Genomic DNA, 26,478 nt, shown 5'->3' on the forward strand with positions numbered 1-26,478 from the left:
GAGAATGCGCGGCAGAGCCGCGTTACTCGCCCTTGGCCTTCGCGATGATCTCCTCTGCGACGCTCCGGGGAACCTCGGCGTAGGAGTCGAACTGCATGGAATAGTTCGCGCGACCGGAGGTCTTGCTCCGAAGGTCTCCGACGTAGCCGAACATCTCCGACAGCGGGACCAGGCCGGTGACGAGCTTGGCTCCGCTCCGGTCCTCCATGGACTGAACCTGGCCACGCCGGGAGTTGATGTCGCCGATCACGTCGCCCATGTACTCCTCGGGCGTGGTGACCTCGACCTTCATCATCGGCTCCAGCAGGGCCGGGCTCGCCTTCCGGGCAGCCTCCTTGAAGGCCATCGAACCGGCGATCTTGAACGCCATCTCGGAGGAGTCCACGTCGTGGTACTGCCCGTCCTGCAGCGTCACGCGGACGCCGGTCAGCGGGTAGCCGGCGAGAACGCCGAACTCCATGGCCTCCTGGCAGCCGGCGTCCACGGACGGGATGTACTCCCGCGGGATGCGACCACCGGTGACAGCGTTCACGAACTCGTAGCCGTCGCCCTCAAGAGGCTCGACGTCGATGATCACCTTGGCGAACTGCCCGGAACCACCGGTCTGCTTCTTGTGGGTGAAGTCGATGCTCTCGACCTTCTTGCGAAGCGACTCGCGGTAAGCCACCTGCGGCTTACCGACGTTGGCCTCGACCTTGAACTCCCGCTTCATGCGGTCGACCAGCACGTCGAGGTGCAGTTCGCCCATGCCGGAGATGATGGTCTGGCCGGTCTCCTCGTCGGTGTTCACCTGGAAGGACGGGTCCTCCTCGGCGAGCCGCTGGATCGCGACACCGAGCTTCTCCTGGTCGCCCTTGGACTTGGGCTCAATGGCGACCTGGATCACCGGGGCCGGGAACTCCATCGACTCCAGGATCACCGGGTTGCTCGAGTCGCAGAGGGTCTCACCGGTGGTGGTCTGCTTGAGACCCATGACGGCGACGATGTCGCCGGCACTCACCGACTCGATTTCCTCGCGCTTGTTCGAGTGCATCCGGTAGATCTTGCCGATGCGCTCCTTCTTGCCGGTCACCGAGTTCAGCACCTGGGTGCCGGACTTGATGCTGCCGGAGTAGACCCGGAGGAAGGTCAGCTTGCCGAGGTGCGGGTCGCTCGCGATCTTGAATGCGAGCGCCGACATCGGCTCGTCCTCCGAGGGACGCCGCTTCAGGATCTCCTCGGAGTCCTTCACGGAGTGGCCCTCGATGGCCTCGACGTCGAGCGGCGAGGGGAGGTAACGGGCGACCGCGTCGAGCAGGGGCTGAACGCCCTTGTTCTTGAACGCGGTACCGCAGAACACCGGGGTGACCGTGGTCGTGCCCTCGACGCCGGTGGAGGCGAGGGTGATACGGCGGATCGCCGCACGCAGCTGGTCCTCGTCGGGCTCCTGGCCCTCGAGGTACAGCTCCATCATCTCCTCGTCGTTCTCCGCCACGGCCTCGAGCAGCTTGCCGCGCCACTCGTCGGCAGCCTCGACGTGCGTGTCGGGGATGTCGACCGTGTCGTAGGCCTCGCCCAGCTTGGTCTCGGCGGACCACACCATGGCCTTCATCGACACGAGGTCGACGACGCCCTTGAAGTCCGACTCGGTACCGATCGGGAGCTGCATGACCAGCGGCACCGCGCCGAGGCGGTCCTGGATCATGTCGACGCAGCGGTGGAACTCGGCGCCCGTGCGGTCCAGCTTGTTGACGAAGCAGATGCGCGGGACGCCGTACCGGTCCGCCTGACGCCAGACGGTCTCGGACTGCGGCTCAACGCCGGCGACACCGTCGAACACCGTCACGGCACCGTCGAGCACGCGAAGCGCACGCTCCACCTCGACGGTGAAGTCGACGTGGCCCGGGGTGTCGATGATGTTGATGGTGTAGTCGTCGTCGTTGAGCGGCCAGTGACAGGTCGTCGCGGCAGACGTGATCGTGATGCCGCGTTCCTGCTCCTGCGCCATCCAGTCCATCGTGGCAGCGCCGTCGTGGACCTCACCGATCTTGTACGAGACACCGGTGTAGAACAGGATCCGCTCGGTCGTCGTCGTCTTGCCCGCGTCGATGTGGGCCATGATCCCGATGTTTCGGACCTTGGCCAGGTCAAGTGAAGTGGTAGCCATAAGGCTGTCGTCTTCTCTCGGTCTCGATGGGGTGAGCGACTACCAGCGGTAGTGCGCGAAGGCCTTGTTGGACTCGGCCATCTTGTGGGTGTCCTCGCGCTTCTTCACGGCGGCACCGAGCCCGTTGGAGGCATCGAGCAGCTCGTTCATCAGACGCTCGGTCATGGTCTTCTCGCGGCGGGCGCGGGAGTAACCCACGATCCAGCGCAGCGCGAGAGTGGAGGAACGGCCGGGGCGGACCTCGACCGGAACCTGGTAGGTGGCGCCACCGACACGACGCGAGCGGACCTCGAGGGTCGGCTTCACGTTCTCGAGCGCGCGCTTCAGGGTGATGACCGGGTCGTTACCGGTCTTCTCCCGCAGGCCCTCCATGGCGCCGTAGACGATGCGCTCGGCGGTGGAGCGCTTGCCGTTCAGCAGCACCTTGTTGATGAGGGAGGTCACCAGAGGAGAACCGTAGACCGGGTCGATGATGACCGGTCGCTTCGGGGCGGGGCCCTTACGAGGCATTCTTACTTCTCCTTCTTGGCGCCGTAGCGGCTGCGAGCCTGCTTGCGGTTCTTGACGCCCTGCGTGTCGAGGGAGCCGCGGATGATCTTGTAGCGAACACCCGGCAGGTCCTTCACACGGCCACCGCGCACGAGCACGATCGAGTGCTCCTGCAGGTTGTGACCCTCACCCGGAATGTAAGCGGTGACCTCGATCCCGCTGGTCAGACGCACACGCGCGACCTTACGCAGGGCCGAGTTCGGCTTCTTCGGGGTGGTCGTGAAAACACGCGTGCAGACGCCGCGACGCTGGGGTGAACCCTCAAGCGCAGGCGTCTTGTTCTTCTCGACCTTGTCCTGCCGGCCCTTGCGGACCAGCTGCTGGATCGTAGGCACCGTTTCTCCGGTTTCTGTGTGCCAGTCTCGGTAAAGCTAACCTGGAACACCTTCCCGACCCACGAGGTCGGGTGTGTCGAAGACTGCACACTTCCGCCAAGGCGGAGGAAGTGCAGATTTCGGTGTCGCCATCTGTGCTTCCCGTGCGTCGTCGCGCATACGGGAGCGCAGGGGATACCCCAGGCACAAGGTCAGAGCGTACCTATCGCGTCGTCCCCGGTCAAAACAAGTACCCACGCGGCAGCGAATTCGGACACCCGCGGCGTCAACGCCCCGCTGTGACAAGGACGATGAACAGGATCATCGCCATCACGCTCAGCGCCAGCCACCCCACGGCGAGGCCGGCCACGGCGGCGCCTTCGCCCCGCTCCCCCGTCTCCCGGATCTCCGCACGCGCCCGGGTCCCGAGGATCACCGCGGGGATCCCGCTCAGCCCGAACGTCATCGGCGTCAGCAGCGCGCACACCAGCGCGCCGGTCGCGGCGCCGTTCACCGGGCGGGGCGCGTACGGCCTGTAGGGCGCCGGCGGCCGGGCCGAGTAGGCGGTGAGGGAGGGCGGCACCGCGGGCGGCTGGCCGAGCCCGGGGCCGTGCGGCAGGTCCTCGAGCAACTGCCGCAGCTGCTCGACCGTACGGGCCGCCATGACGTGCGCGAGCCGCTGGTCGTACTCCGGCTTCAGCAACCGCCCTTCGGCGAAAGCGGCCTTCAGAACATCGGCGGCCCGCTCCCGGTCCGCGTCGCCCGCCAGCATCCGCACCACCCCCACCGCTCATACTGCACAGAGGGCGGCCACCCCGATAGGGGTGACCGCCCTCTGTGTATCAGCTCAGGAGTTCAACTCCCGTGCTTTCAGGCGTTGTACGGACCGTAGTCGTAGTCCTCCAGCGGGACGGCCTGGCCGGATCCCGTACCGAAGGGCGAGTAGTCGATGTCGTCATAACCGACGGCCGAGTACATCGCGGCCTTGGCTTCCTCGGTGGGCTCGACCCGGATGTTGCGGTAGCGGGACAGGCCCGTACCGGCCGGGATGAGCTTACCGATGATGACGTTCTCCTTGAGGCCGATCAGGGAGTCCGACTTGGCGTTGATCGCCGCGTCGGTCAGGACCCTGGTCGTCTCCTGGAAGGACGCCGCCGACAGCCACGACTCGGTGGCCAGCGAGGCCTTGGTGATACCCATCAGCTGCGGACGGCCGGAGGCCGGGTGGCCGCCTTCCGACACGACGCGACGGTTCTCACCCTCGAACTTGATGCGCTCCACGAGCTCGCCCGGCAGCAGCTCCGCGTCGCCGGACTCGATGATCGTCACACGGCGCAGCATCTGCCGGATGATGATCTCGATGTGCTTGTCGTGGATCGACACACCCTGCGAGTTGTAGACCTTCTGGACCTCGCCCACCAGGTGCACCTGCACCGCGCGCTGGCCGAGAATGCGCAGCACGTCGTGCGGGTTGGTGGCACCGACGGTCAGCGCCTGGCCGACGGTCACGTGGTCACCGTCGCCGACCAGCAGACGGGCACGCTTCGAGACGGGGTACGACGTCTCGTCCGACCCGTCGTCCGGCGTGACGACGACCTTCTTGGTCTTCTCGGTCTCCTCGACCCGCACGCGGCCGGCCGACTCCGAGATCGGCGCGACGCCCTTGGGCGTACGGGCCTCGAAGAGCTCGACGACACGCGGCAGACCCTGGGTGATGTCGTCACCCGCCACACCACCGGTGTGGAAGGTACGCATCGTCAGCTGGGTACCGGGCTCACCGATCGACTGGGCGGCGATGATGCCGACGGCCTCGCCGATGTCGACCAGCTTGCCGGTGGCCAGCGAACGGCCGTAGCACATCGCGCAGGTGCCCACGGCGGACTCGCAGGTGAGGACCGAGCGGGTCTTGACCGTCTCGACACCGTGCCGGACCAGCTCGTCGATGAGCACGTCGCCCAGGTCGGTGCCGGCCGGGGCCAGCACCTTGCCGTCGACGACGATGTCCTCGGCGAGGCAGCGTGCGTACACGCTGGTCTCGGCGTCCTCCGCCTTGCGCAGCACACCGTCGGCGCCCTTGGAGGCGATCGTCAGCTTGAGGCCGCGGTCGGTGCCGCAGTCCTCCTCGCGAATGATCACGTCCTGCGAGACGTCGACCAGACGACGCGTCAGGTAACCGGAGTCCGCGGTACGGAGGGCGGTGTCCGCGAGACCCTTACGGGCACCGTGCGTGGAGATGAAGTACTCCAGCACGGAGAGACCCTCACGGAACGACGCCTTAATGGGCCGCGGGATGGTCTCGTTCTTCGCGTTGGACACCAGACCACGCATACCCGCGATCTGACGCATCTGCATCATGTTCCCTCGGGCGCCCGAGTCGACCATCATGAAGATCGGGTTCGTCTTCGGGAAGTTGTCGCTCATCGCCTCGGAGACCTCGTTGGTCGCCTTGGTCCAAATCGCGATCAGTTCCTGCGTGCGCTCGTCCTTGGTGATCAGACCGCGCTCGTACTGCTTCTGGACCTTCTCGTCCTGGGCCTCGTAACCGGCGATGATCTCCGGCTTGGCGTCCGGGACGACGACGTCCGAGATGGCGATGGTGACACCGGAACGGGTCGCCCAGAAGTAACCGGCCGACTTCAGGTTGTCCAGCGCCGCGGCGACGGTCACCTTCGGGTAGCGCTCGGCCAGGTCGTTGACGATCTGCGAGAGCTGCTTCTTGCCGACCGAGTACTCGACGTACGGGTACTCCTCCGGCAGCAGCTCGTTGAAGAGCGCCCGGCCCAGCGTCGTGTGCAGACGGAAACCGTCGCCCGGCTGCCACTCCGGCTCGCCCTCCTCCGGCGCCGGCGGGGTCCAGCCCGCGGGCGGGGTGGAGCCGACCGGGAAGCGGATGTCGATCTTCGCCTGGAGCGAGAGCTCCCCGGCGTCGAAGGCCATGATCGCTTCGGCGGTGGAGTTGAACGACCGGCCGTCGCCGATGGTCGTGCGCTGCTCCTCGTCGGTGGTGAGGAAGAACAGACCCAGGACCATGTCCTGCGTCGGCATCGTCACCGGCCGGCCGTCGGCCGGCTTGAGGATGTTGTTCGAGGACAGCATCAGGATGCGGGCCTCGGCCTGCGCCTCCGCGGACAGCGGCAGGTGCACGGCCATCTGGTCACCGTCGAAGTCCGCGTTGAACGCGGTGCAGACGAGCGGGTGGATCTGAATGGCCTTGCCCTCGACCAGCTGCGGCTCGAAGGCCTGGATGCCGAGGCGGTGCAGGGTCGGCGCACGGTTCAGCAGCACCGGGTGCTCGGCGATGACCTCTTCGAGCACGTCGTACACGACCGTGCGGCCGCGCTCGACCATGCGCTTCGCCGACTTGATGTTCTGCGCGTGGTTCAGGTCGACCAGACGCTTCATCACGAACGGCTTGAAGAGCTCCAGCGCCATGGCCTTCGGCAGACCGCACTGGTGCAGCTTGAGCTGCGGGCCGACGACGATGACCGAACGGGCCGAGTAGTCGACGCGCTTACCGAGCAGGTTCTGACGGAAGCGGCCCTGCTTGCCCTTGAGCATGTCGGACAGCGACTTCAGCGGACGGTTGCCGGGGCCCGTGACCGGGCGGCCGCGGCGGCCGTTGTCGAAGAGCGCGTCGACGGCCTCCTGGAGCATCCGCTTCTCGTTGTTCACGATGATCTCGGGCGCACCGAGGTCGAGCAGACGCTTCAGACGGTTGTTGCGGTTGATGACGCGGCGGTACAGGTCGTTCAGGTCGGAGGTCGCGAAGCGGCCACCGTCCAGCTGCACCATCGGACGCAGGTCCGGCGGGATCACCGGCACGCAGTCCAGCACCATGCCCTTGGGGCTGTTGCTGGTCTGCAGGAACGCCGAGACGACCTTGAGGCGCTTCAGCGCGCGGGTCTTCTTCTGGCCCTTGCCGGTACGGATGACCTCGCGGAGCTTCTCCGCTTCCTCGTCCAGGTCGAAGGTCTCCAGGCGCTTCTGCAGAGCGTTGGCGCCCATGGAGCCGTCGAAGTAGGTCCCGAAGCGGTCGCGCAGCTCGCGGTAGAGCAGCTCGTCGCCCTCCAGGTCCTGCACCTTGAGGTTCTTGAAGCGGTTCCACACCTCGTCGAGGCGGTCGATCTCGCGCTGCGCGCGGTCGCGGAGCTGCTTCATCTCGCGCTCGGCGCCCTCGCGCACCTTGCGGCGGACGTCCGCCTTGGCGCCCTCCGCCTCCAGCTCGGCGAGGTCCGACTCCTGCTTCTTGGCGCGGGCCTCGAGGTCCGCGTCACGGCGCTGCTCGATCTGCTGACGCTCGACACCGACGTGCGCCTCCAGGGAGGGCAGGTCGCGGGTACGGCGCTCCTCGTCGACGTACGTGATCATGTACGCCGCGAAGTAGATGACCTTCTCGAGGTCCTTCGGCGCCAGGTCCAGCAGGTAACCCAGCCGGGACGGGACGCCCTTGAAGTACCAGATGTGGGTGACCGGGGCGGCGAGCTCGATGTGGCCCATCCGCTCACGGCGCACCTTGGCACGGGTCACCTCGACGCCGCAGCGCTCGCAGATGATGCCCTTGAAACGGACGCGCTTGTACTTCCCGCAGTAGCACTCCCAGTCCCGGGTCGGACCGAAGATCTTCTCGCAGAAGAGTCCGTCCTTTTCGGGCTTGAGGGTGCGGTAGTTGATGGTCTCCGGCTTCTTGACCTCACCGTGCGACCACTGACGAATGTCGTCAGCGGTGGCGAGGCCAATTCGCAGTTCGTCGAAGAAGTTGACGTCGAGCACTCTCGTCAATCCCTCTCAGGGTCGTGTCAATGGTGGTCTGAACGGGGTCGCGGGGCGGAGGGAGCGCCATGGTGTCGGCGCTCCCTCCGGGCCCGTCAGACCTCTTCGACGCTGCTCGGCTCGCGCCGGGACAGGTCGATACCGAGCTCCTCCGCCGCGCGGAAGACGTCCTCGTCGGTGTCACGCATCTCGATGGACATACCGTCCGAGGACAGCACCTCCACGTTCAGGCAGAGCGACTGCATCTCCTTGATGAGCACCTTGAAGGACTCGGGGATGCCCGGCTCGGGGATGTTCTCGCCCTTGACGATGGCCTCATAGACCTTCACGCGGCCGGTGACGTCGTCGGACTTGATGGTGAGCAGCTCCTGCAGTGCGTACGCGGCGCCGTACGCCTCCAGGGCCCACACCTCCATCTCACCGAAGCGCTGGCCACCGAACTGGGCCTTACCACCCAGCGGCTGCTGGGTGATCATGCTGTACGGACCGGTCGAGCGCGCGTGCAGCTTGTCGTCGACCAGGTGGTGCAGCTTGAGGATGTACATGTACCCGACGGAGATCGGGTCCGGGAACGGCTCGCCGGAACGGCCGTCGAACAGGTGGGCCTTGCCGGACGGCTGCACCATCCGGTCGCCGTCGCGGTTCGGCACCGTCGCGTTGAACAGGCCGGCGATCTCGTCCTCGCGGGCACCGTCGAAGACCGGGGTCGCGACGTTGGTGTCCGGCTTGACGTCGTCCGCGCCGATCTCGGTGAGGCGCTGCGCCCACTCCTCGTCGATCCCCTGGACGTTCCAGCCCTGGCTGGCGAGCCAGCCGAGGTGGACCTCCAGGACCTGACCCGGGTTCATCCGGGACGGGACACCCAGCGGGTTGAGGATGACGTCGACCGGGGTGCCGTCCTCCATGAACGGCATGTCCTCGACCGGCAGGATCTTCGAGATGACGCCCTTGTTGCCGTGCCGGCCCGCGAGCTTGTCACCGTCGGTGATCTTGCGCTTCTGCGCCACGTAGACGCGCACCAACTGGTTCACGCCGGGGGGCAGTTCGTCGCCCTCCTCGCGGTCGAAGACGCGGACGCCGATGACCTTGCCGGTCTCGCCGTGCGGCACCTTCAGCGAGGTGTCACGGACCTCGCGGGCCTTCTCGCCGAAGATCGCGCGAAGCAGCCGCTCCTCGGGGGTCAGCTCGGTCTCGCCCTTGGGGGTCACCTTGCCGACGAGGATGTCGCCGGCCTCGACCTCGGCGCCGATCCGGATGATGCCGCGCTCGTCGAGGTCGGCCAGGACCTCTTCGGAGACGTTCGGGATGTCCCGGGTGATCTCCTCCGGGCCGAGCTTGGTGTCACGGGCGTCGACCTCGTGCTCCTCGATGTGGATCGAGGAGAGGACGTCGTCCTGCACCAGACGCTGGCTGAGGATGATCGCGTCCTCGTAGTTGTAGCCCTCCCACGGCATGAAGGCCACGAGCAGGTTCTTGCCGAGCGCCATCTCACCTTCGTCGGTGGACGGGCCGTCGGCCAGCACCTGGCCCTCGACGACGCGGGCGCCGTCGTCCACGAGCACCTTCTGGTTGAAGGAGGTGCCCTGGTTGGAGCGGGTGAACTTGGCGATGCGGTACGTGGTGTACGTGCCGTCGTCGTTGGCGACCGTGATGTAGTCCGCGGAGACCTCCTGGACCACACCCTCCTTCTCGGCCTTGATGACGTCGCCGGCGTCGACCGCACAGCGGTACTCCATGCCGGTGCCGACCAGCGGCGACTCCGCCTTGATCAGCGGCACCGCCTGGCGCATCATGTTCGAGCCCATGAGCGCGCGGTTGGCGTCGTCGTGCTCGAGGAACGGGATCATGGCGGTCGCGACCGACACCATCTGGCGCGGCGAGACGTCCATGTAGTCCACGTCGTCGCCCGGGATCAGGTCGACCTCGCCGCCACGGCGGCGGATCAGCACCCGCTCCTCGGCGAAGCGCTGGTCCTCGGTGAGGGGCGCGTTCGCCTGGGCGATCACGAAGCGGTCCTCCTCGTCGGCGGTGAGGTAGTCCACCTCGTCGCTGACGATGCCGTCGTGGACCCTGCGGTACGGCGTCTCGACGAAGCCGAAGGCGTTGACCCGGCCGTACGAGGCGAGCGAACCGATGAGACCGATGTTGGGACCTTCAGGGGTCTCAATCGGGCACATCCGGCCGTAGTGCGAGGGGTGCACGTCACGGACCTCGAAGCCGGCCCGCTCACGGCTCAGACCACCCGGACCGAGCGCCGAGAGACGGCGCTTGTGGGTGAGACCCGAGATCGGGTTCGTCTGGTCCATGAACTGGGACAGCTGGCTGGTGCCGAAGAACTCCTTGATGGAGGCGACGACCGGCCGGATGTTGATCAGCGTCTGCGGCGTGATCGCCTCGACGTCCTGGGTGGTCATCCGCTCGCGGACGACGCGCTCCATACGGGCCAGGCCGGTGCGCACCTGGTTCTGGATGAGCTCGCCGACGTTCCGCAGACGGCGGTTGCCGAAGTGGTCGATGTCGTCGGTCTCGATGACGATCGTGTCGCCCTCGGCCGACTGCGACTCGGTCTCCCCCGCGTGCAGCTTCACCAGGTACTTGATCGTGGCGATGATGTCGGCGCTGGTGAGCACGCCGGACTCCAGCGGCTCGTCACCGCCGAGCTTCTTGTTGATCTTGTACCGGCCGACCTTGGCCAGGTCGTAGCGCTTCGGGTTGAAGTAGAGGTTCTCCAGCAGCGTCTGCGCGGCCTCGCGGGTCGGCGGCTCGCCCGGACGCAGCTTGCGGTAGATGTCGAGGAGCGCGTCGTCCTGACCCTGGGTGTGGTCCTTCTCCAGGGTGGCGCGCATCGACTCGTACTGGCCGAACTCCTCGAGGATCTGCTCGTTCGTCCAGCCGAGCGCCTTGAGCAGAACGGTGACCGACTGCTTGCGCTTGCGGTCGATGCGCACACCGACCATGTCGCGCTTGTCGATCTCCATCTCCAGCCAGGCACCCCGGGACGGGATGATCTTGGCGGAGAAGATGTCCTTGTCGGAGGTCTTGTCGATGGAGCTGTCGAAGTAGACGCCCGGGGAGCGCACCAGCTGCGAGACGACGACACGCTCGGTGCCGTTGATGGCGAAGGTGCCCTTGTCCGTCATGAGCGGGAAGTCGCCCATGAAGACTGTCTGGGACTTGATCTCGCCGGTCTCGTTGTTGGTGAACTCGGCGGTGACGAAGAGCGGAGCCGCGTACGTGAAGTCGCGCTCCTTGCACTCGTCGATGGAGTTCTTCGGGGGCTCGAAACGGTGGTCGCGGAACGTCAGCGACATCGACCCGGAGAAGTCCTCGATCGGGGAGATCTCCTCGAAGATCTCCTCCAGACCGGACTTGGTCGGGACGTCCTGTCCACTCTCCAGCGCAGCCTCGACGCGGGACTTCCAGGCGTCGTTGCCGAGCAGCCAGTCAAAGGACTCGGTCTGGAGCGCAAGGAGATTCGGAACCTCGAGGGGCTCCTGGATCTTTGCAAAGGAGATACGCAGCGGGGCAGTGCTGGCGCCGTTGTTCGAATTGGAGGTCGAGGCGGTGCGCGAGGCGGCCAAGAGGGGGTCCTTCCGAGGGCTCGGACTCTCTGCGCGCATACCGGTGCCCCTGGTGACGGACAGGGGGCAGCTATCAGGCAGCGCAAAGGGTCAGTGTAGCCACAAGGCCCACTGATGTCCAGAGCAGATTTCCGGAGACCGGGTGACGCTCCGGTCTCCGCCTCCAGCCGGTGGCAATCTCTCCTCCGGGAGGTCTCCTTGTTGTTCTCCGATGCCGCGCCGCCTCCCCGGCGGCCTCGATTCGCCGGGTCGGATCCTGCTTGCCGCAACACTTCCCGCTACGCCTTCGATCCATGCCTCGGTTACCGGACCGATGTGACGACGCGTCCCGAGAATTGCGCGCTGCGTGCCGTACGTCAAGGCCCCCAGGGCAACGAAGATCACCATACCTGCCGTTGCCGACGAGACAACGTAAGCGTCGCAGCCACGCCAAAGGGCGACCACCCGTACGGGTGATCGCCCTTTGGAAACGGGTCATCCGACCCGGGGTCATGCGACTGAAGTCACTTGACCTCGACGGAGGCGCCGGACTCCTCGAGGGAGGCCTTGGCCTTCTCCGCGGCGTCCTTGGAGACCTTCTCGAGGACCGGCTTCGGGGTGCCGTCCACGAGCTCCTTGGCCTCCTTGAGACCCAGGGAGGTCAGCTCACGCACGACCTTGATGACCTGGATCTTCTTGTCGCCGGCGCCGGCGAGGATGACGTCGAACTCGTCCTGCTCCTCGGCGGCCTCCTCGCCACCACCCTGCGCGGGGGCGGCGACAACGGCGGCGGCCGGGGCGGCGGCCTCGACGTCGAACTTCTCCTCGAAGGCCTTCACGAACTCGGAGAGCTCGAGGAGGGTCATGTCGCTGAACTGCTCGAGCAGCTCGTCCTGGCTGAGCTTCGCCATGGTGGCGGTCCTTCCACTAGATCGGCTGGTGCCGGATGTGTGATTTCGGCGGGCTTGCCGGCCCGCTGCGACCGAGGTCTGCGCCGGAGCGCGTTACTCGGCCTCGGCGGGAGCCGAAGCTTCGGCACCGCCCTGCTCGACCTTGCTGCGCAGCGCGTCCGCAGTGCGGGCGAACTTCGTGAGCGGGGCCTCGAAGGTCGCCGCGGCCTTGGCCATGGATCCCTTCATGGCGCCTGCCAGCTTGGAGAGCAGCACCTCACGGGACTCGAGGTCCGCGAGCATCTTCAGGTCGGCGGCGCTGTACAGCGCACCGTCGACCATGCCGCCCTTGATCTCGAGGGCGGGGTTGTCCTTGGCGAAGTCACGGAGACCCTTCGCCGCCTCGACCGAGTCACCGGTCACGAAGGCGACGGCAGACGAGCCCACAAGGAACTCGTCCAGCTCACTGATCCCGGCCTCATTGGCCGCGATCTTGGTCAGCGTGTTCTTCACCACACGGTACTGAGCGCCTTCACCGAGCGAGCGGCGCAGCTGCTGGAGCTGGGCCACGGAAAGCCCGGTGTACGCGGTGACCACTGCGGCGTTGGAGTTCCGGAACTTGTCCGTCATCTCCTCAACGGCATCGATCTTTTCAGGTGCGACCTGCTCTCGCGCCATGAGCCTCGGCCTCCTTCCGGGTGATGAGGACCGCTCGGAAGGGGCTGGACAAAACGAAACGCCCCAACGCAGGGCGCGGGGCGTAGCTCTACCGGGGCAGCATGCACAACATGCGGACACACCGGGAGACTTGCTTTCCTCGACACCTGCGCGGGTCGCCCGCAGCTAGCGGATCCTTCGGCCGCCGACTCTCGGAACGAGTACGGCGACGACCAGCGGTCTTTGGCTTCGCAATGACAATACGCGAACGGCCCCGAAAGCTCCAAATCCGCTTTCGGGGCCGTTCGTACGGCGGGGTCGGTGACCGGGAAGGTCAGACCGCGGCCGGGTCCTCCTCGGTGAGGAGGTTCCGGGTGCGGTTCGGGTCGACCGGGATGCCGGGGCCCATCGTCGTGGTCAGGGCCGCCTTCTTGATGTAACGCCCCTTGGCCGCCGACGGCTTGAGCCGGTTGATCTCATCGAGGGCAGCGGCGTAGTTCTCGACGAGCTGCTGCTCGTCGAAGGACGCCTTGCCGATGATGAAGTGCAGGTTCGCGTGCTTGTCGACACGGAACTCGATCTTGCCGCCCTTGATCTCGGTGACGGCCTTGGTGACGTCCGGGGTGACGGTGCCGGTCTTCGGGTTCGGCATCAGACCACGCGGACCGAGCACGCGGCCGAGGCGGCCGACCTTGCCCATGAGGTCCGGGGTGGCGACGACGGCGTCGAAGTCCAGGCGGCCGCCGGCGACCTCGTCGATCAGCTCGTCGGAGCCGACGATGTCGGCGCCCGCGGCTTCCGCGGCCGCGGCACGGTCACCGGTCGCGAAGACCAGGACCCGGGCGGTCTTACCGGTGCCGTGCGGGAGGTTCACGGTGCCGCGGACCATCTGGTCGGCCTTGCGCGGGTCGACGCCCAGACGGAAGGCGACCTCGACGGTGGCGTCGAAGTTGGCGGTGGAGGTCTCCTTGGCGAGACGCACGGCCTCGAGCGGCGCGTACTGCCGCGTCTTGTCGACCTTGGCGTCCGCGTTGCGGAGTGTCTTGCTGCGCTTCACTTCTGCTCCTGGCAGTTGTCCCCGCGGGGCTCACCGCGGGACGGATACGGAGTCGTGGTGCGGGCCGGCGCAGGCCCTGCCACGGGGTGCTGAGGCTTCACCGCGGAACGGTGAACTGCCGTGTCAGCCCTCGACGGTGACACCCATGGAACGCGCGGTGCCGGCGATGATCTTCTCGGCGGCGTCCATGTCGTTGGCGTTGAGGTCGGGCATCTTGGTGTCGGCGATCTCGCGCACCTGGTCACGGGTGATCTTCGCGACCTTGGTGGTGTGCGGGGTGCCGGAGCCCTTGTCCACGCCGGCGGCCTTGAGGATCATCTTCGAGGCCGGCGGGGTCTTCGTGATGAAGGTGAAGGAACGGTCCTCGTAGACCGTGATCTCCACCGGGATGACCCAGCCACGCTGCGACTCGGTCGCGGCGTTGTAGGCCTTGCAGAACTCCATGATGTTGACGCCGTGCTGACCCAGCGCCGGGCCGACCGGCGGAGCCGGGTTCGCGGCGCCGGCCTGGATCTGGAGCTTGATAAGCCCCGCGACCTTCTTCTTCTTGGGAGGCATAACTCTCTCCGGGTCCTAGTGAGAGGTGATTCTCCTCCACCCGTCATCCGGATGGAGGCATACCGCACCACGATAGCCCGTACCGTGGTGCGCGCTGAAACCAGCAGGTCAGACGGGCTCTTCTGAGCCCGTCTGACCTGTCGGAAGTCTTCTGTGAACCGCCCGGCGGGACCGGTCAGTTCTTCTGGATCTGGTCGAAGCTCAGCTCGACCGGGGTCTCCCGGCCGAAGATCTCCACCAGGCCCTTGACCTTCTTCGAGTCGGCGTTGATCTCGTTGATCGTCGCCTGGAGGGTCGCGAAGGGGCCGTCGGTGACCGTGACGGCGTCGCCGACCTCGAAGTCCAGCACCTGGACCTCGACCTTGCGGCTCGGGCCGCCGGCGGGCTTGCCCTCCTCGGCCTGGGCCTCGGCCTTGACGGCCTTCTCCTCGGCCTCCGGGGCGAGCATCTTCACGATCTCGTCGAGGGTCAGCGGGTACGGGTCGTAGGCGTTGCCCACGAAGCCGGTGACGCCGGGGGTGTTCCGCACGACGCCCCAGGACTCGTTCGTCAGGTCCATCCGGACCAGGACGTAGCCGGGGAGCTTGTTCTGCCGGACGGTGCGGCGGTCGCCGTTCTTGATCTGGACGACCTCTTCCTGCGGCACCTCGGCCTGGAAGATGAAGTCCTCGACGTTCAGCGAGACGGCCCGCTGCATCAGGTTGGTCTTCACGCGGTTCTCGTAACCCGCGTAGGTGTGGATCACGTACCACTCGCCGGGGAGGAAACGCAGCTCCTGGCGGAGTTCGGCGATCGGGTCGGCCGGCTCCTCCTGCTCGGGAGCCTCGGCGGCCTCCTCGGCCGTCTCCTCCGTGACGTCTTCGGCGGTCTCCGCGACCGCGTCGGACTCGACGTGGACCGCGGCCTCCTCGGCCGCTTCGCCGGCCGCGGCCTCGGCAGCTTCCGCCTGGTCGACGCTGTCTGCCGCCTCGACGATGTCGCGCGCGGTGTCATCGCCCTCGGCGGGGTCGACGGCGTCGTTCAGGTTCGGGTCAGACACGGTGGCTGCTTCTTCCTGGCTTCAAGGGGTCGAACATGCGGAAAGCACCGCGGGGCGGCGCCTCCGCGGGTGCCTCAGCCGAAGACGCGCTTGACGGCTTCGGTGAACCCATAGTCAATCACGGTCACCATGCCGATGACGACGACGACGAAGACGATCACGACCCAGGTGTACGTGGAGAGCTGCTGCTTCGTGGGCCAGACGACCTTGCGGAGCTCCGCGACGATCTGGCGGTAGAAGAGCGCGAGCCGGCCGAACGGACCCTTCTTGCCGCGCTTGCCCCCGCGCCGCGGCTTCTTGTCGTCCGACGACCCTCCGGGCTCGGGGACCTCGGTGGTGTCCGTGATCTCCGTCACTCGTCCTCACCTGTCCGGGTCGGGTGCCCTGCGGCGTCCGGCCCGGCCGCACGGCGGTGCAATTCAGTACGTACGCAAGCACACACACCTTGGTGACGATGTGTGGAGCAGGGCCGGAGGGACTCGAACCCCCAACCGCTGGTTTTGGAGACCAGTGCTCTACCAATTGAGCTACGACCCTTTGTGGTCCCTCAACTTACCCCATCCGGAACAGCGCGTGACGCAACCGGAATCGGTGGGCGTGAAGGCCAACGACGTAGGAGTGTACGTGCTTCGTGGCCAGGCGTCGAACACGTAACGCGGGGGCAGCCGTTGGCCCATGATCCCGGGTCCCGCGCCGGTTCCCGCGCATGCCGCTGTGCGGTCCCGCACAGGACGGTGCCCGGCGTCCGCGCGGTCTGGGAACATGCCTCCATGACCGCTGCGACTCCCTCATCACAGTCCCCCTCCGAACGACGCGTCTCGGCCCGGATCGGTGCGATCTCCGAGTCCGCCACGCTCGCCGTCGACGCCAAGGCGAAGGCCCTGAAGGCCGCCGGGCGTCCGGTGATCGGCTTCGGCGCCGGTGAACCGGACTTCCCGACGCCGGACTACATCGTCGAAGCGGCGGTCGAGGCCTGCCGCGACCCGAAGAACCACCGCTACACGCCGGCCGGCGGCCAGCCGGAGCTGAAGGCGGCCATCGCCGCGAAGACGCTGCGTGATTCCGGGTACGAGGTCGAGGCCTCGCAGGTGCTGGTGACCAACGGCGGGAAGCAGGCGATCTACGAGGCGTTCGCCGCGATCCTGGACCCGGGCGACGAGGTCATCGTCCCGGCGCCGTACTGGACGACGTACCCCGAGTCGATCCGGCTCGCGGGCGGTGTGCCGGTGCCGGTGGTGGCCGACGAGTCGACGGGTTACCGGGTCTCGGTCGAGCAGCTGGAGGCGGCGCGCTCGGAGAAGACGAAGGTGCTGGTCTTCGTCTCGCCGTCGAACCCGACCGGCGCGGTGTACACCCGTGAGCAGGTCGAGGCCGTGGGCCGGTGGGCCGCGGACAACGGGCTGTGGGTGCTGACGGACGAGATCTACGAGCATCTCGTGTACGGGGAGGCTGAGTTCACGTCGCTGCCGGTGGTCGTGCCGGAGCTGCGCGACAAGTGCATCGTCGTGAACGGCGTGGCCAAGACGTACGCGATGACCGGCTGGCGGGTGGGCTGGATCATCGGCCCGCAGGACGTGGTGAAGGCCGCGGCCAATCTGCAGTCGCACGCGACCTCCAACGTCAGCAACGTGGCGCAGCGGGCGGCGCTCGCGGCGGTCTCGGGCGACCTGGACGCGGTCGAGAAGATGAAGGAGGCCTTCGACCGGCGGCGGCGCACCATCGTGCGGATGCTGAACGAGATCGACGGCGTGGTCTGCCCGGAGCCGGAGGGCGCGTTCTACGCGTACCCGTCGGTGAAGGGGCTGCTGGGCAAGGAGATCCGCGGCAAGCGGCCGGAGACCAGCGTCGAGCTGGCCGGGCTGATCCTGGAGGAGGCCGAGGTCGCGGTGGTGCCGGGCGAGGCGTTCGGTACGCCGGGCTACCTGCGGCTGTCCTACGCGCTGGGCGACGAGGATCTGGCCGAGGGCGTCTCGCGGATGCAGAAGCTGCTGGCGGAGGCGCGCGACTGACGCGCTCCCCGTACCGCTCCGGGCGGGCACCTGCCGAACTCGGCGGGTGTCCGCCCGAGTTCGTGTTCGGGCAAGCACTCGTTCGGGGATCCGGTCTTCCTGGCGGTATGGCAATACGGCAGGATCTTGGGATGGAGAGCTTCCGTGCCCGCGGGGACGCCGCGACGAGAGACCTCGGAGACCTGCCGAAGGCCCATCTGCATCTGCACTTCACCGGCTCGATGCGGGCCGGCACGCTGCTGGAGCTCGCCGACAAGTACGGCGTCCGGCTGCCGGCGGCGCTGAGCGGCGGGGAACCCCCGAGTCTGCGGGCCACCGACGAGCGCGGCTGGTTCCGCTTCCAGCGGCTGTACGACATCGCGCGGTCCTGTCTGCGCACCCCCGAGGACATCCAGCGGCTCGTGCGGGAAACGGCCGAGGAGGATGTGCGGGACGGGTCGCGCTGGCTGGAGATCCAGGTCGACCCCACGTCGTACGCGCCCCGGCTGGGCGGTCTGACGCCGACGCTGGAGGTCATCCTCGACGCCGTGGAACGCGCCTCGCGGGACACCGGGCTCGGCATGCGGGTGCTGGTCGCGTCGAACCGGATGAAGCACCCGCTGGACGCCCGTACGCTCGCGCGGCTGGCGGTGCGCTACCGGGACCGCGGGGTCGTCGGCTTCGGACTGTCGAACGACGAACGGCGGGGATTCGCGCGGGACTTCGACCGGGCTTTCGCCATCGCGCACGAGGGCGGGCTGCTCGCGGCGCCGCACGGCGGGGAGCTGTCCGGGCCGGGCAGTGTGCGGGACTGCCTGGACGATCTGCGGGCGCAGCGGGTGGGGCACGGCGTACGGGCCGTGGAGGACCCGCGGGTGCTGGAACGGCTCGCCGCGAGCGGGGTGACCTGTGAGGTGTGCCCGGCGTCGAACGTGGCGCTGGGGGTGTACGACAAGCCGGAGGACGTACCGCTGCGGACGCTGTGGGACGCCGGGGTGCCGATGGCGCTGGGCGCCGACGACCCGCTGCTGTTCGGCTCGCGGCTTGCGGCGCAGTACGAGATCGCGCGCCAGTCGCACGGGTTCACCGACGTGGAACTGGCGGAGCTGGCGCGGCAGTCGGTGCGGGCGGCGGCCATGCCGGCGGGTGTGCGTGAGGGTGTGCTTCGGGACATCGATGCGTGGGTGGGCTGACGGCCGGTTGTGGCGGTCGCGCCGGTCTCGCTGTGCGGGCGTTGCGTGCGTGGGGACCTGACCTCGCGGGTGCGGTCCGGTGTGCCCGCCCTCCCCCAGCTAACGCTGGGAGGTGCCCCCTCCGCCCCTCGGGCGGACCGATCGCCCACACCTCGCTACGGTGGGTTGTGGAGTGCGGAGGTGACGGACAGTGGCGGAGCGGGCTGTGAGTGCGGAGCGTGCGGCGGATGCGGAGCGGCCTGCGGGGGCGCGGCCGCGTAACCCGCGTGGCCAGGGCGAGCGTCTCCGCGAGGAACTGCTGCAGGCCACCGAGCGGCTGCTGGAGCAGGTCGGCAGCGAGGACGCGCTGTCGCTGCGGGCCGTCGCGCGCGAGGCGGGGATCGCCGCGCCGAGCATCTACCGGCACTTCCCCGACAAGACCGCGCTGGTGTGGGCGACTCTCGCGCAGAGCTACGACCGGCTGGCCGCGGCCATGACGGAGGCGGACGACGAGGCGGCCGGCGCGGACGGCGGCGGCGATCCCGTGGAGCGGCTGCGCGCGCAGCTGCGGGCGTACTGCCGCTATGCGGTGGCGCACCCGGCCAAGTACCGGCTGATGTACGCGACTTCGCAGACCCCGGTGGGCCCCGAGCGGCTGCCCGAGCACCCCGCGCGGGTGCTGGTGGAGGGCTGGAGCCAGGCGCTGCGGCGGTGCGAGGACGCCGGCCGTCCGGTGCGGTGTTCGTGGGACGAGGCGCCGTACGTGCTGTGGGCCGCGGTGCACGGGCGGGTCTCGCTGTGGCATGTGATGCCGCGGCAGAAGGATCCGGCGCGGCTGGACCGGTTCGTGGACGAGCTGCTCGAACTGCTGCTGGACCGCTGAGGCGGAAGCGCCGCCGGGGCGGTGGCCGTGCGTACACGGCTGCGGGCTCTGCGGATTTCTCTTAATTCTCGATGAGTTCGGGTGCCGTCGACGGCTGCGGTATGCCCTTTTTCTCCATTTTGATTGCGCTTTTCCGGGCCGTTTTACGGCGACCTGGTCGCGCGGCGCCTCTTGATACATGCGTAAGCTAACGCGTGTTAGTCGATCGCCCGAGACGTCAGAGAAGGAGCGGCATGAACGCCACCGCACTGGAGCCCCTGCCCGTGGAACCGCCCTCCGGCTGCCCGTTCGACCCGCCGGCCGGGCTCGAACGGCTGCGCGTCGAGGAGCCGCTGTCCAAGGTGTCGCTGGCGGACGGCAGTTGGGCATGGCTCGCCACCCGGTACGCCGACATCCGCGCGATCCTCGGCGACCAGCGCTTCAGCTCCGACACCACGCGCGCGGGCTACCCGCTCAGCGGCATGACCGGCGGCGCGGCGGCCGGCTCCGCGGCGGTCCGCGGGTTCATCCGCATGGACCCGCCCGAGCACACACGGCTGCGCCGCATGGTGACGCGCGACTTCATGGTCAAACGGGTCGAGGCGCTGCGGCCGACACTGCAGAGCCTGACGGACGAACTGTGCGACGCGATGGAGCGCACCGACCCCGCCGAGCGCCCCGTCGACCTCGTGGAGACGCTCGCCCTGCCGCTGCCCTCGCTCGCCATCAGCCTGCTGCTCGGCGTGCCGTACGAGGACCACGGGCTGTTCCAGGAGCTGACCGGCAAGCTGCTGGCGCGGGAGATCGACGAGGAGGAGCGCGACAAGGCGCGCGGTGAACTCACGCGCTACCTCAGCGGCTTGGTGGACGCCAAGCGCGAGCAGCCGGGCGACGACATCCTCAGCCGGCTCATCACCGACCGCGAGGCGAACGACGAGCTGAACCACCAGGAGATCGTCGCCTTCGCCGGGCTGCTGCTCGTCGCGGGCCACGAGACGACCGCCAACATGATCGGGCTCAGCGCCCTCAGCCTGATGCTCGACCAGGACACGGCGGAACGGCTGCGTCAGGACCCGACGCTGATCCGCGGCGCGGTGGAGGAGCTGCTGCGCTTCCACAGCATCATCCGCAACGGCCCGCGCCGTGCCGCCACGGAGGACGTCGAGGTCGGCGGGCAGATCATCCGCGCCGGCGAGGGCGTCATCGTGGCCGTGCCCTCCGCCAACCGGGACGAGGAGACCTTCCCCGAGGCGGACAAGCTGGACGTCTGCCGGCCCAACGCCCAGCACCACGTCGCCTTCGGCTACGGCATCCACCAGTGCCTCGGCCAGGCGCTCGCGCGCGCCGAACTCCAGGTCGTCATCGGTACGTTGCTGCGCCGCTTCCCCGGCATGCAGCCCGCCGCGCCGCTGGACGAGGTGCCCTTCCGTACGGACATGGCCATCTACGGCTGCCACTCGCTGCCCGTCACCTGGTGACGGACTCCCCGCCGACGTTCCGGACCTCCCCACGTTCCGAACCCCCGACGTTCCGAAGTTCCCTAAGGAGAAGCACCATGCAGATCACCCTTGACGCCGACAAATGCTGTGCCGCCGGCCAGTGCGTGCTCGTCGCGCCCGAGGTCTTCGACCAGCGTGACGAGGACGGCATCGTCGAACTGCTCGACGCCAACCCGCCGGCCGAACAGCACGAGGCCGTACGGGAGGCGCTGGCCATCTGCCCGGCCGCCGTCATCACGGTGAGCGAGTGACCTCGCGCATCGCCGTCGTCGGCGCCTCGGCCGCGGGCCTCTCCGCGGCCGAGGCGCTGCGGCGTGCGGAGTGGGACGGCGACATCACCCTGATCGGTGACGAGGACCGGCCACCGTACGACAGGCCGCCGCTGTCCAAACAGTTGCTGAGCGGCGAGTGGGACGCCGAACGGGTCGCCCTGCGCGGGGCCGAACAGCTCGACGCACTCCGGCTCGACCTGCGGCTGGGCACCCGGGCCGTGGCACTGGACGCTGCGGCACGGCGGGTCACGCTGGACGACGGCGCGGTGCTGGACTGTGCGGGGATCGTCATCGCCACAGGCGTGCGCGCACGGCGGCTCCCGGGGTCGGACAGCATTGACGGCGTGCATGTGCTGCGCACCCTGGACGACGCGCTCGCACTGCGGGAGCGGCTCCGTACGCCGGGGCGGCGGGTCGTGGTCGTCGGTACGGGCGTACTCGGCACCGAAGCCGCCGCGGTGGCACGCGACTTGGGGCACGACGTGACCCTCACCGGCACCGGGGACGCACCCATGGAGCGGATGCTCGGTACGCGGGTCGGGGCGCTGCTGTCAGAGGTGCACCGCGAACAGGGCGTCACTCTGCACACGGGTCAGCGTGTCGACGGTGTCCTCCAGGAGGGCGGACGTGCGACCGGAGTGCGGCTCGCGGACGGGACTGTCGTCGAGGGCGACACCGTGCTGGTCGCCGTCGGCTCCGACGCGGCGGTCGACTGGCTGGAGGGTTCCGGCCTCGACGCGGACCCGGTGAACGGCGTGCAGTGTGACGCGTACTGCGCCGCGGCGCCCGGCGTCTACGCGGCCGGGGACGTGGCTCGCTGGGAGCACGAGACGCTCGGCCGCTCGCTGCGGATCGAGCACCGTATGAACGCCACGGAGCAGGGCATGGCGGCGGCACGCAACCTGCTCGCGGAGTGCTTCGGCGCTGCGGACGGTGAGGAGGCCGGAGAGGACTCCGGTGCGCGGTTCGGGGAGCGGAAGGCGTTCCGGCCCGTGCCGTACTTCTGGTCGGACCAGTTCGGCCTGAAGCTCCAGGCGTACGGCTCGCTGGAGCGCGCCGACACCGTCGAGGTGCGGGTGCTGGGCAAGGACCCGCTGCAACTGGTCGCCCTGTACGGGGAGGCCGGACGGGCCGTCGGCGTACTGGGCATCGGGGTGCCGCCCCGTCAGATGAGGGGCCTGCGGGGGCTGGTGGCCGCCCCGTCCGCGTGGGACGAGGCACTCGCACAGCTGCCGTAGGGGAATCGGGGGTGCGGGTCCTGAGGGTGTGCCCCTAGGACCCGCACCCCTGGGCGATGCCGTCCAGGACCGTACGGACCAGCGCCTCGGCGAACTCGTCGACCGGGGACGGCTCCTGTCCCGTGGTGCGGCTGAAGTCGGCGAGGAACGCCCGCTGGCTGCACGCGCCCAGGAGGAGGGTGGCGGCGGCCTCGGGGTCGGCGCCGGCGCGGAGGCGGCCCGCGTCGCGCTCCGTGCGCAGATAGTCCGTCAGGGCCGTCACGGGGATGTGCGGGCCCATGCCCATGTCCGCCATCGCCCTGTAGTGCCGGTCCTTGAGCCGTGGTTCGGCGTAGAGGGAGGCGGCTATCGGGACGCTCTGTTCGTAGAAGAGGACCGCCTGACGGACGATGTCGGCCAGGTTCTCCTCGACCGTCCGCTCCCCCGCCGTACCGGAGTTGAGCTCGTCGAGCAGCGGGTTGAGGCGCGGCAGCCGCTCCTTGAGCACCTGCACGAAGAGCTCTTCCTTGCTGGTGAAGTGCTTGTAGAGGGCCGCCTCCGAGCAGCCGGCGGCGCGGGCGATCTCCTTCGTGGTGGCACGGGCCAGACCGATGGTGCGCATCCGTTCGGCGGCGGCGTCGAGGATGCGGTCCCGCGTTGACTTCCCGGTGAGCATGCACTCACTCTAGTGGTGAGTGAACACTTACCCACCCTGAGGGGGAACGTCATGCGACTCACCGTCTTCGGCGCCACCGGCGGTACGGGACAGCAGCTGGTGCGGCAGGCCCTCGACGCGGGGCACGAGGTCACGGCAGTGGTACGGAACCCGGACCGGCTGCCCGTACAGCACGCGCAGTTGGAGATCGTCCAGGCCGGCGTGACGGATCCTGAAGCACTGCGGCCCGCCGTGGAGGGCAGGGACGCGGCCCTCTCGGGACTCGGGGCGCCGAACAACAAGGCGGCGGGCATCGCCTCCACCGGAACGCGCGCCATCCTGCGCGCGCTGGAGGCCGAAGGCGTGCGGCGCTATGTCGCCGTGAGCGCCGCACCCGTCGGGAAGATTCCGGCAGACGAGAGCGCGGTTTTCCGGTACGTGATGTGGCCGCTCGTACGCCGCGCCTTCAAAGCGGTCTACGCGGATCTGGCGCTGATGGAGGAGGAGATCCGCAACAGCGCGACGGACTGGACCGTGGCGCGGCCCCCGCAGCTCACCGACAAGCCGCTGACCGGCACGTACCGGACGAGCCTCGACGGGGTGGTGGCGCGCGGTCACTCCATTTCGCGCGCCGATCTGGCGTGCGCGATGCTCGCCATGCTGGACGACGAGACGACCGTGAAGCAGTCGGTGGGCGTGGCCTCCTGACGGCCGGTCAGCCGTTTGCCGCCGGCCTCGGAACGGGCCGGGTCAAAGGCTGACGCCGACCGTCACCGGCTCGTTGACGAGCGTCACGCCGAACGCCTCGTACACGCCGTCGCGCACTTCGCGTGCCAGCGCGAGCAGGTCCTCCGTACTGGCCCCGCCGCGGTTGGTCAGGGCGAGCGTGTGCTTGGTGGAGATCCGTGCGGGCCCGTCGCCGTGCCCCTTGGTGAAGCCCGCCCTGTCGATGAGCCACGCGGCGGAGGTCTTGGTCAGCCCCTCACCCGCCGGGAAGGCGGGCGCGGCCACATCGTCGCCGAGCCGCTCGGCGACGCGCGCCGTGAACGCCTCGAACTCGGCGTCGGCCAGGATCGGGTTGGTGAAGAAGGAGCCTGCCGACCAGGTGTCGTGGTCCTCCGGGTCGAGCACCATGCCCTTGCCGGCGCGCAGCTTCAGCACCGTCTCGCGGGCGGTGGCGGCGGGCACCCGGTCGCCGGGCTCGACGCCCAGAACGCGCGCCGTCTCCGCGTACTTGAGAGGGGCCGACATGCCGCCGGCGTCCTCCAACCGGAAGCGGACGCGCAGCACGACGTAGCGCTCGGGCTCGGCCTTGAAGCGGCTGTGCCGGTACGAGAAGCCGCAGTCGGCGTTCGGGATGGTGACCGTCTCGCCGGCACGGCGGTCGTAGGCCACGACCTCCGTGATGGTGGAGGAGACCTCCTGCCCGTACGCGCCGACGTTCTGGATGGGCGTCGCGCCCGCCGAACCGGGGATGCCCGCCAGGCACTCGACACCGGCCAGACCGGCCTCGACGGTCCGGGCGACGGCGTCCGACCAGTTCTCGCCGGCGGCGAGTTCGAGCCGGCTGCCCGTCAGACCGACGCCGGATGTGGCGATCCGCACAGCGGTGCCGTCGAAGCCCTCGTCCGCGATGACGAGGTTGCTGCCACCGCCGACGAGCAGCAGCGGCGTACCGGCCGCGTCGGCCTCGCGGACCGCCGCGATCACCTCGTCGTCGGTGGTGGCGGTGATCAGCCGGGTGGCCGGGCCGCCGAGCCGGAAGGTGGTCAGCGGGGCGAGAGGGGCGTCGTGAAGTTCCTGCACGCGCTCAAGAGTACGAGAGGGCGCGCGGGGCGTTCCGGCGGGCGACCTGTCGCCGCCCCTCCGCGCCCGCGCGCCCATACCCGTCGGGCGAGTCCGTGTGTCAGGCGAGACGGACGACGGCGCGGGACATGCCCAGCACCTTCTGTCCGTTGCTGATCGCCGTCAGATCGACCCGTACGGTGCGCGCGTCGTCGTCGAGCTTCTCGGCCACCTTGCCGGTGACCTCGACGACCGCGCCCTTGTCGTCGTCCGGGACGACGACCGGCTTGGTGAACCGCACGCCGTACTCGACGACGGCCCCCGGGTCGCCGGTCCAGTCGGTCACCACGCGGATCGCCTCGGCCATGGTGAACATGCCGTGCGCGATCACGTCGTCGAGACCGACCTCCTTGGCGAACCGCTCGTTCCAGTGGATCGGGTTGAAGTCGCCCGACGCGCCCGCGTACCGCACGAGCGTCGCCCGGTCCACGGGGAAGGACTGCGCGGGCAGTTCGGTGCCCTTCTCCACATCCGCGTACGCGATCTTCGCCGTCATCGGATTCACGCCCCCTCTGCCGCAGGCTCGGCCGCGCGCGACACGAGCTTGGTCCAGGCGGTCACCACGAGCTCTCCCGCCTCGTCGTGCACCTCGCCGCGGACGTCCAGGATGTCGTTGCCTGCCAGCGATTTGACCCCCTCGATGCGCGAGGTGACGGTCAGCCGGTCGCCGGCGCGCACCGGGCGCGCGTACGCGAACTTCTGGTCGCCGTGCACCACCCGGCTGTAGTCCAGACCCAACTGCGGGTCTTCGATGACCTGCTGGGCCGCCCGGAAGGTGATCGAGAACACAAAGGTCGGCGGGGCGATCACATCGGAATGGCCCAGCGCCTTCGCGGCTTCCGGATCGGTGTAGGCCGGATTGCCGTCGCCGACGGCCTCCGCGAATTCGCGGATCTTTTCGCGGCCCACCTCGTACGGGCGGGTGGGCGGATAACTCCGCCCGACGAAGGACTGGTCGAGCGCCATGGGCGCGGCACCTCCTGCGGCTGAGTGCGGAATGCGGAACGGCGTCGGCGGCCCCCGTGAACAGGCGGCCGCCAACGCGTCGAGGCCATCCCCGAATTCGGGGATGGCCTCGTCACAGTGCTTTGATCAGCGCGTCTCGCGGTGCGCGGTGTGCGCGTTGCAGCGCGGGCAGTGCTTCTTCATCTCCATGCGATCCGGGTGATTGCGCCGGTTCTTCTTGGTGATGTAGTTCCGCTCCTTGCACTCCACGCAGGCCAGCGTGATCTTCGGGCGGACGTCTGTGGTAGCCACGAGAAGTGCTCCTTGACGGACGGACGGATTGAACACAGAAAGAGTAGCCGATCGGAGGACCGAGCCTACAACCGGCTACTGTCGGTGAAGTAGCGGTGACCGGACTTGAACCGGTGACACAGCGATTATGAGCCGCTTGCTCTACCGACTGAGCTACACCGCCGCGATGCG

24 protein-coding genes and 2 tRNA genes are annotated in these 26,478 nt (G+C 68.5%); 7 read left to right on the top strand and 19 right to left on the bottom strand.

Translation table 11 applies throughout. The annotated features are described in order from the left end of the window. Positions 1 to 22: 22 nt before the first annotated feature. The 13 genes from fusA to AC3AGO_RS15280 form a co-directional block, all read right to left on the bottom strand. Positions 23 to 2,146: an elongation factor G gene (fusA, locus tag AC3AGO_RS15220; protein ID WP_487820738.1), complete on the bottom strand. Its 2,124-nt coding sequence runs from the start codon at positions 2,144 to 2,146 to the stop codon at positions 23 to 25. A 39-nt stretch (positions 2,147 to 2,185) separates the two neighbouring features. After that, entirely contained in the window at positions 2,186 to 2,656 is a 471-nt protein-coding gene (gene rpsG, locus AC3AGO_RS15225) for a 30S ribosomal protein S7 (RefSeq protein WP_019354980.1), read from the bottom strand. Positions 2,657 to 2,658: 2 nt separating this feature from the next. Then, entirely contained in the window at positions 2,659 to 3,030 is a 372-nt protein-coding gene (gene rpsL, locus AC3AGO_RS15230) for a 30S ribosomal protein S12 (protein ID WP_003948652.1), read from the bottom strand. A 265-nt stretch (positions 3,031 to 3,295) separates the two neighbouring features. Then, positions 3,296 to 3,781, bottom strand: a complete 486-nt coding sequence (locus AC3AGO_RS15235; protein ID WP_487820739.1) for a DUF1707 and DUF4190 domain-containing protein — start codon at positions 3,779 to 3,781, stop codon at positions 3,296 to 3,298. 98 nt (positions 3,782 to 3,879) lie between these two features. Then, positions 3,880 to 7,779: a DNA-directed RNA polymerase subunit beta' gene (locus tag AC3AGO_RS15240; RefSeq protein ID WP_487820740.1), complete on the bottom strand. Its 3,900-nt coding sequence runs from the start codon at positions 7,777 to 7,779 to the stop codon at positions 3,880 to 3,882. Between the two features lie 95 nt (positions 7,780 to 7,874). Continuing rightward, positions 7,875 to 11,360, bottom strand: a complete 3,486-nt coding sequence (rpoB, locus tag AC3AGO_RS15245) for a DNA-directed RNA polymerase subunit beta (protein WP_487820741.1) — start codon at positions 11,358 to 11,360, stop codon at positions 7,875 to 7,877. A 503-nt stretch (positions 11,361 to 11,863) separates the two neighbouring features. Then, positions 11,864 to 12,250 (bottom strand): 50S ribosomal protein L7/L12, encoded by a 387-nt coding sequence (gene rplL / locus AC3AGO_RS15250; protein ID WP_487820742.1) that lies wholly within the window; start codon positions 12,248 to 12,250, stop codon positions 11,864 to 11,866. A gap of 93 nt (positions 12,251 to 12,343) precedes the next feature. After that, positions 12,344 to 12,907, bottom strand: coding sequence for a 50S ribosomal protein L10 (gene rplJ, locus AC3AGO_RS15255; protein ID WP_487820743.1), 564 nt, complete (start codon positions 12,905 to 12,907; stop codon positions 12,344 to 12,346). A 313-nt stretch (positions 12,908 to 13,220) separates the two neighbouring features. Then, entirely contained in the window at positions 13,221 to 13,943 is a 723-nt protein-coding gene (gene rplA / locus AC3AGO_RS15260) for a 50S ribosomal protein L1 (protein WP_487820744.1), read from the bottom strand. A gap of 123 nt (positions 13,944 to 14,066) precedes the next feature. Further along, the gene (rplK, locus tag AC3AGO_RS15265; protein ID WP_487820745.1) at positions 14,067 to 14,501 is read right to left on the bottom strand and encodes a 50S ribosomal protein L11; all 435 of its coding nucleotides are present in this window, start codon (positions 14,499 to 14,501) and stop codon (positions 14,067 to 14,069) included. Between the two features lie 175 nt (positions 14,502 to 14,676). Further along, positions 14,677 to 15,540, bottom strand: coding sequence for a transcription termination/antitermination protein NusG (gene nusG, locus AC3AGO_RS15270; RefSeq protein WP_487820746.1), 864 nt, complete (start codon positions 15,538 to 15,540; stop codon positions 14,677 to 14,679). Between the two features lie 74 nt (positions 15,541 to 15,614). Beyond that, the gene (gene secE, locus AC3AGO_RS15275; RefSeq protein ID WP_487820747.1) at positions 15,615 to 15,896 is read right to left on the bottom strand and encodes a preprotein translocase subunit SecE; all 282 of its coding nucleotides are present in this window, start codon (positions 15,894 to 15,896) and stop codon (positions 15,615 to 15,617) included. Positions 15,897 to 16,004: 108 nt separating this feature from the next. Beyond that, positions 16,005 to 16,077, bottom strand: a tRNA-Trp gene (locus AC3AGO_RS15280). Positions 16,078 to 16,310: 233 nt separating this feature from the next. Here AC3AGO_RS15280 and AC3AGO_RS15285 point away from each other — a divergent pair. The 6 genes from AC3AGO_RS15285 to AC3AGO_RS15310 all read left to right on the top strand — a co-directional run bounded on the left by AC3AGO_RS15285 (position 16,311) and on the right by AC3AGO_RS15310 (position 22,571). After that, positions 16,311 to 17,549, top strand: coding sequence for a pyridoxal phosphate-dependent aminotransferase (locus AC3AGO_RS15285; protein ID WP_487820748.1), 1,239 nt, complete (start codon positions 16,311 to 16,313; stop codon positions 17,547 to 17,549). 131 nt (positions 17,550 to 17,680) lie between these two features. After that, positions 17,681 to 18,721: an adenosine deaminase gene (locus tag AC3AGO_RS15290; protein ID WP_487820749.1), complete on the top strand. Its 1,041-nt coding sequence runs from the start codon at positions 17,681 to 17,683 to the stop codon at positions 18,719 to 18,721. Positions 18,722 to 18,926: 205 nt separating this feature from the next. Beyond that, positions 18,927 to 19,583, top strand: a complete 657-nt coding sequence (locus AC3AGO_RS15295) for a TetR/AcrR family transcriptional regulator (RefSeq protein ID WP_487820750.1) — start codon at positions 18,927 to 18,929, stop codon at positions 19,581 to 19,583. A gap of 233 nt (positions 19,584 to 19,816) precedes the next feature. Continuing rightward, entirely contained in the window at positions 19,817 to 21,040 is a 1,224-nt protein-coding gene (locus tag AC3AGO_RS15300; protein WP_487820751.1) for a cytochrome P450, read from the top strand. Positions 21,041 to 21,117: 77 nt separating this feature from the next. Beyond that, positions 21,118 to 21,312 carry a ferredoxin gene (locus AC3AGO_RS15305; protein ID WP_487820752.1) on the top strand — a complete coding sequence of 65 codons (195 nt, stop codon included), beginning with the start codon at positions 21,118 to 21,120 and terminating at the stop codon, positions 21,310 to 21,312. Then, a complete protein-coding gene (locus AC3AGO_RS15310) occupies positions 21,309 to 22,571 on the top strand; it encodes an NAD(P)/FAD-dependent oxidoreductase (protein WP_487820753.1) in 1,263 nt (420 codons plus the stop codon). Before AC3AGO_RS15305 ends, AC3AGO_RS15310 begins: the two co-directional genes overlap by 4 nt. A gap of 34 nt (positions 22,572 to 22,605) precedes the next feature. On the opposite strand, the gene AC3AGO_RS15315 is transcribed toward AC3AGO_RS15310, so the two are convergent. Beyond that, entirely contained in the window at positions 22,606 to 23,226 is a 621-nt protein-coding gene (locus tag AC3AGO_RS15315) for a TetR/AcrR family transcriptional regulator (protein ID WP_487820754.1), read from the bottom strand. Positions 23,227 to 23,277: 51 nt separating this feature from the next. On the opposite strand from AC3AGO_RS15315, the gene AC3AGO_RS15320 reads away from it, so the two are divergent. Next, on the top strand, positions 23,278 to 23,913 hold the full coding sequence (locus AC3AGO_RS15320) for an NAD(P)-dependent oxidoreductase (protein WP_487820755.1): 636 nt from the start codon (positions 23,278 to 23,280) through the stop codon (positions 23,911 to 23,913). 42 nt (positions 23,914 to 23,955) lie between these two features. Here the strand turns inward: AC3AGO_RS15320 and AC3AGO_RS15325 are convergent, their stop codons facing one another. The 5 genes from AC3AGO_RS15325 to AC3AGO_RS15345 all read right to left on the bottom strand — a co-directional run bounded on the left by AC3AGO_RS15325 (position 23,956) and on the right by AC3AGO_RS15345 (position 26,470). Next, entirely contained in the window at positions 23,956 to 25,011 is a 1,056-nt protein-coding gene (locus AC3AGO_RS15325; RefSeq protein ID WP_487820756.1) for a UDP-N-acetylmuramate dehydrogenase, read from the bottom strand. A 100-nt stretch (positions 25,012 to 25,111) separates the two neighbouring features. After that, a complete protein-coding gene (locus AC3AGO_RS15330; protein WP_487820757.1) occupies positions 25,112 to 25,546 on the bottom strand; it encodes a MaoC family dehydratase in 435 nt (144 codons plus the stop codon). A gap of 5 nt (positions 25,547 to 25,551) precedes the next feature. Next, complete coding sequence (locus tag AC3AGO_RS15335) at positions 25,552 to 26,016, bottom strand: FAS1-like dehydratase domain-containing protein (protein WP_487820758.1); 465 nt, start codon at positions 26,014 to 26,016, stop codon at positions 25,552 to 25,554. A 126-nt stretch (positions 26,017 to 26,142) separates the two neighbouring features. Beyond that, positions 26,143 to 26,307 (bottom strand): 50S ribosomal protein L33, encoded by a 165-nt coding sequence (rpmG, locus tag AC3AGO_RS15340; protein ID WP_487820759.1) that lies wholly within the window; start codon positions 26,305 to 26,307, stop codon positions 26,143 to 26,145. 90 nt (positions 26,308 to 26,397) lie between these two features. Continuing rightward, positions 26,398 to 26,470: transfer RNA gene (locus AC3AGO_RS15345), tRNA-Met, on the bottom strand. Positions 26,471 to 26,478 lie beyond the last annotated feature (8 nt).

The sequence above is a fragment of the Streptomyces sp. BL1 genome (assembly GCF_057628045.1).

Coding starts and splice junctions, on each gene's coding strand:
- fusA (WP_487820738.1), bottom strand. CDS start 2,146: ATGGCTACCACTTCACTTGACCTGGCCAAGGTCCGAAACATCGGGATC.
- rpsG (WP_019354980.1), bottom strand. CDS start 2,656: ATGCCTCGTAAGGGCCCCGCCCCGAAGCGACCGGTCATCATCGACCCG.
- AC3AGO_RS15235 (WP_487820739.1), bottom strand. CDS start 3,781: ATGCTGGCGGGCGACGCGGACCGGGAGCGGGCCGCCGATGTTCTGAAG.
- rplL (WP_487820742.1), bottom strand. CDS start 12,250: ATGGCGAAGCTCAGCCAGGACGAGCTGCTCGAGCAGTTCAGCGACATG.
- rplJ (WP_487820743.1), bottom strand. CDS start 12,907: ATGGCGCGAGAGCAGGTCGCACCTGAAAAGATCGATGCCGTTGAGGAG.
- rplK (WP_487820745.1), bottom strand. CDS start 14,501: ATGCCTCCCAAGAAGAAGAAGGTCGCGGGGCTTATCAAGCTCCAGATC.
- AC3AGO_RS15285 (WP_487820748.1), top strand. CDS start 16,311: ATGACCGCTGCGACTCCCTCATCACAGTCCCCCTCCGAACGACGCGTC.
- AC3AGO_RS15290 (WP_487820749.1), top strand. CDS start 17,681: ATGGAGAGCTTCCGTGCCCGCGGGGACGCCGCGACGAGAGACCTCGGA.
- AC3AGO_RS15300 (WP_487820751.1), top strand. CDS start 19,817: ATGAACGCCACCGCACTGGAGCCCCTGCCCGTGGAACCGCCCTCCGGC.
- AC3AGO_RS15305 (WP_487820752.1), top strand. CDS start 21,118: ATGCAGATCACCCTTGACGCCGACAAATGCTGTGCCGCCGGCCAGTGC.
- AC3AGO_RS15315 (WP_487820754.1), bottom strand. CDS start 23,226: ATGCTCACCGGGAAGTCAACGCGGGACCGCATCCTCGACGCCGCCGCC.
- AC3AGO_RS15320 (WP_487820755.1), top strand. CDS start 23,278: ATGCGACTCACCGTCTTCGGCGCCACCGGCGGTACGGGACAGCAGCTG.
- AC3AGO_RS15330 (WP_487820757.1), bottom strand. CDS start 25,546: ATGACGGCGAAGATCGCGTACGCGGATGTGGAGAAGGGCACCGAACTG.
- AC3AGO_RS15335 (WP_487820758.1), bottom strand. CDS start 26,016: ATGGCGCTCGACCAGTCCTTCGTCGGGCGGAGTTATCCGCCCACCCGC.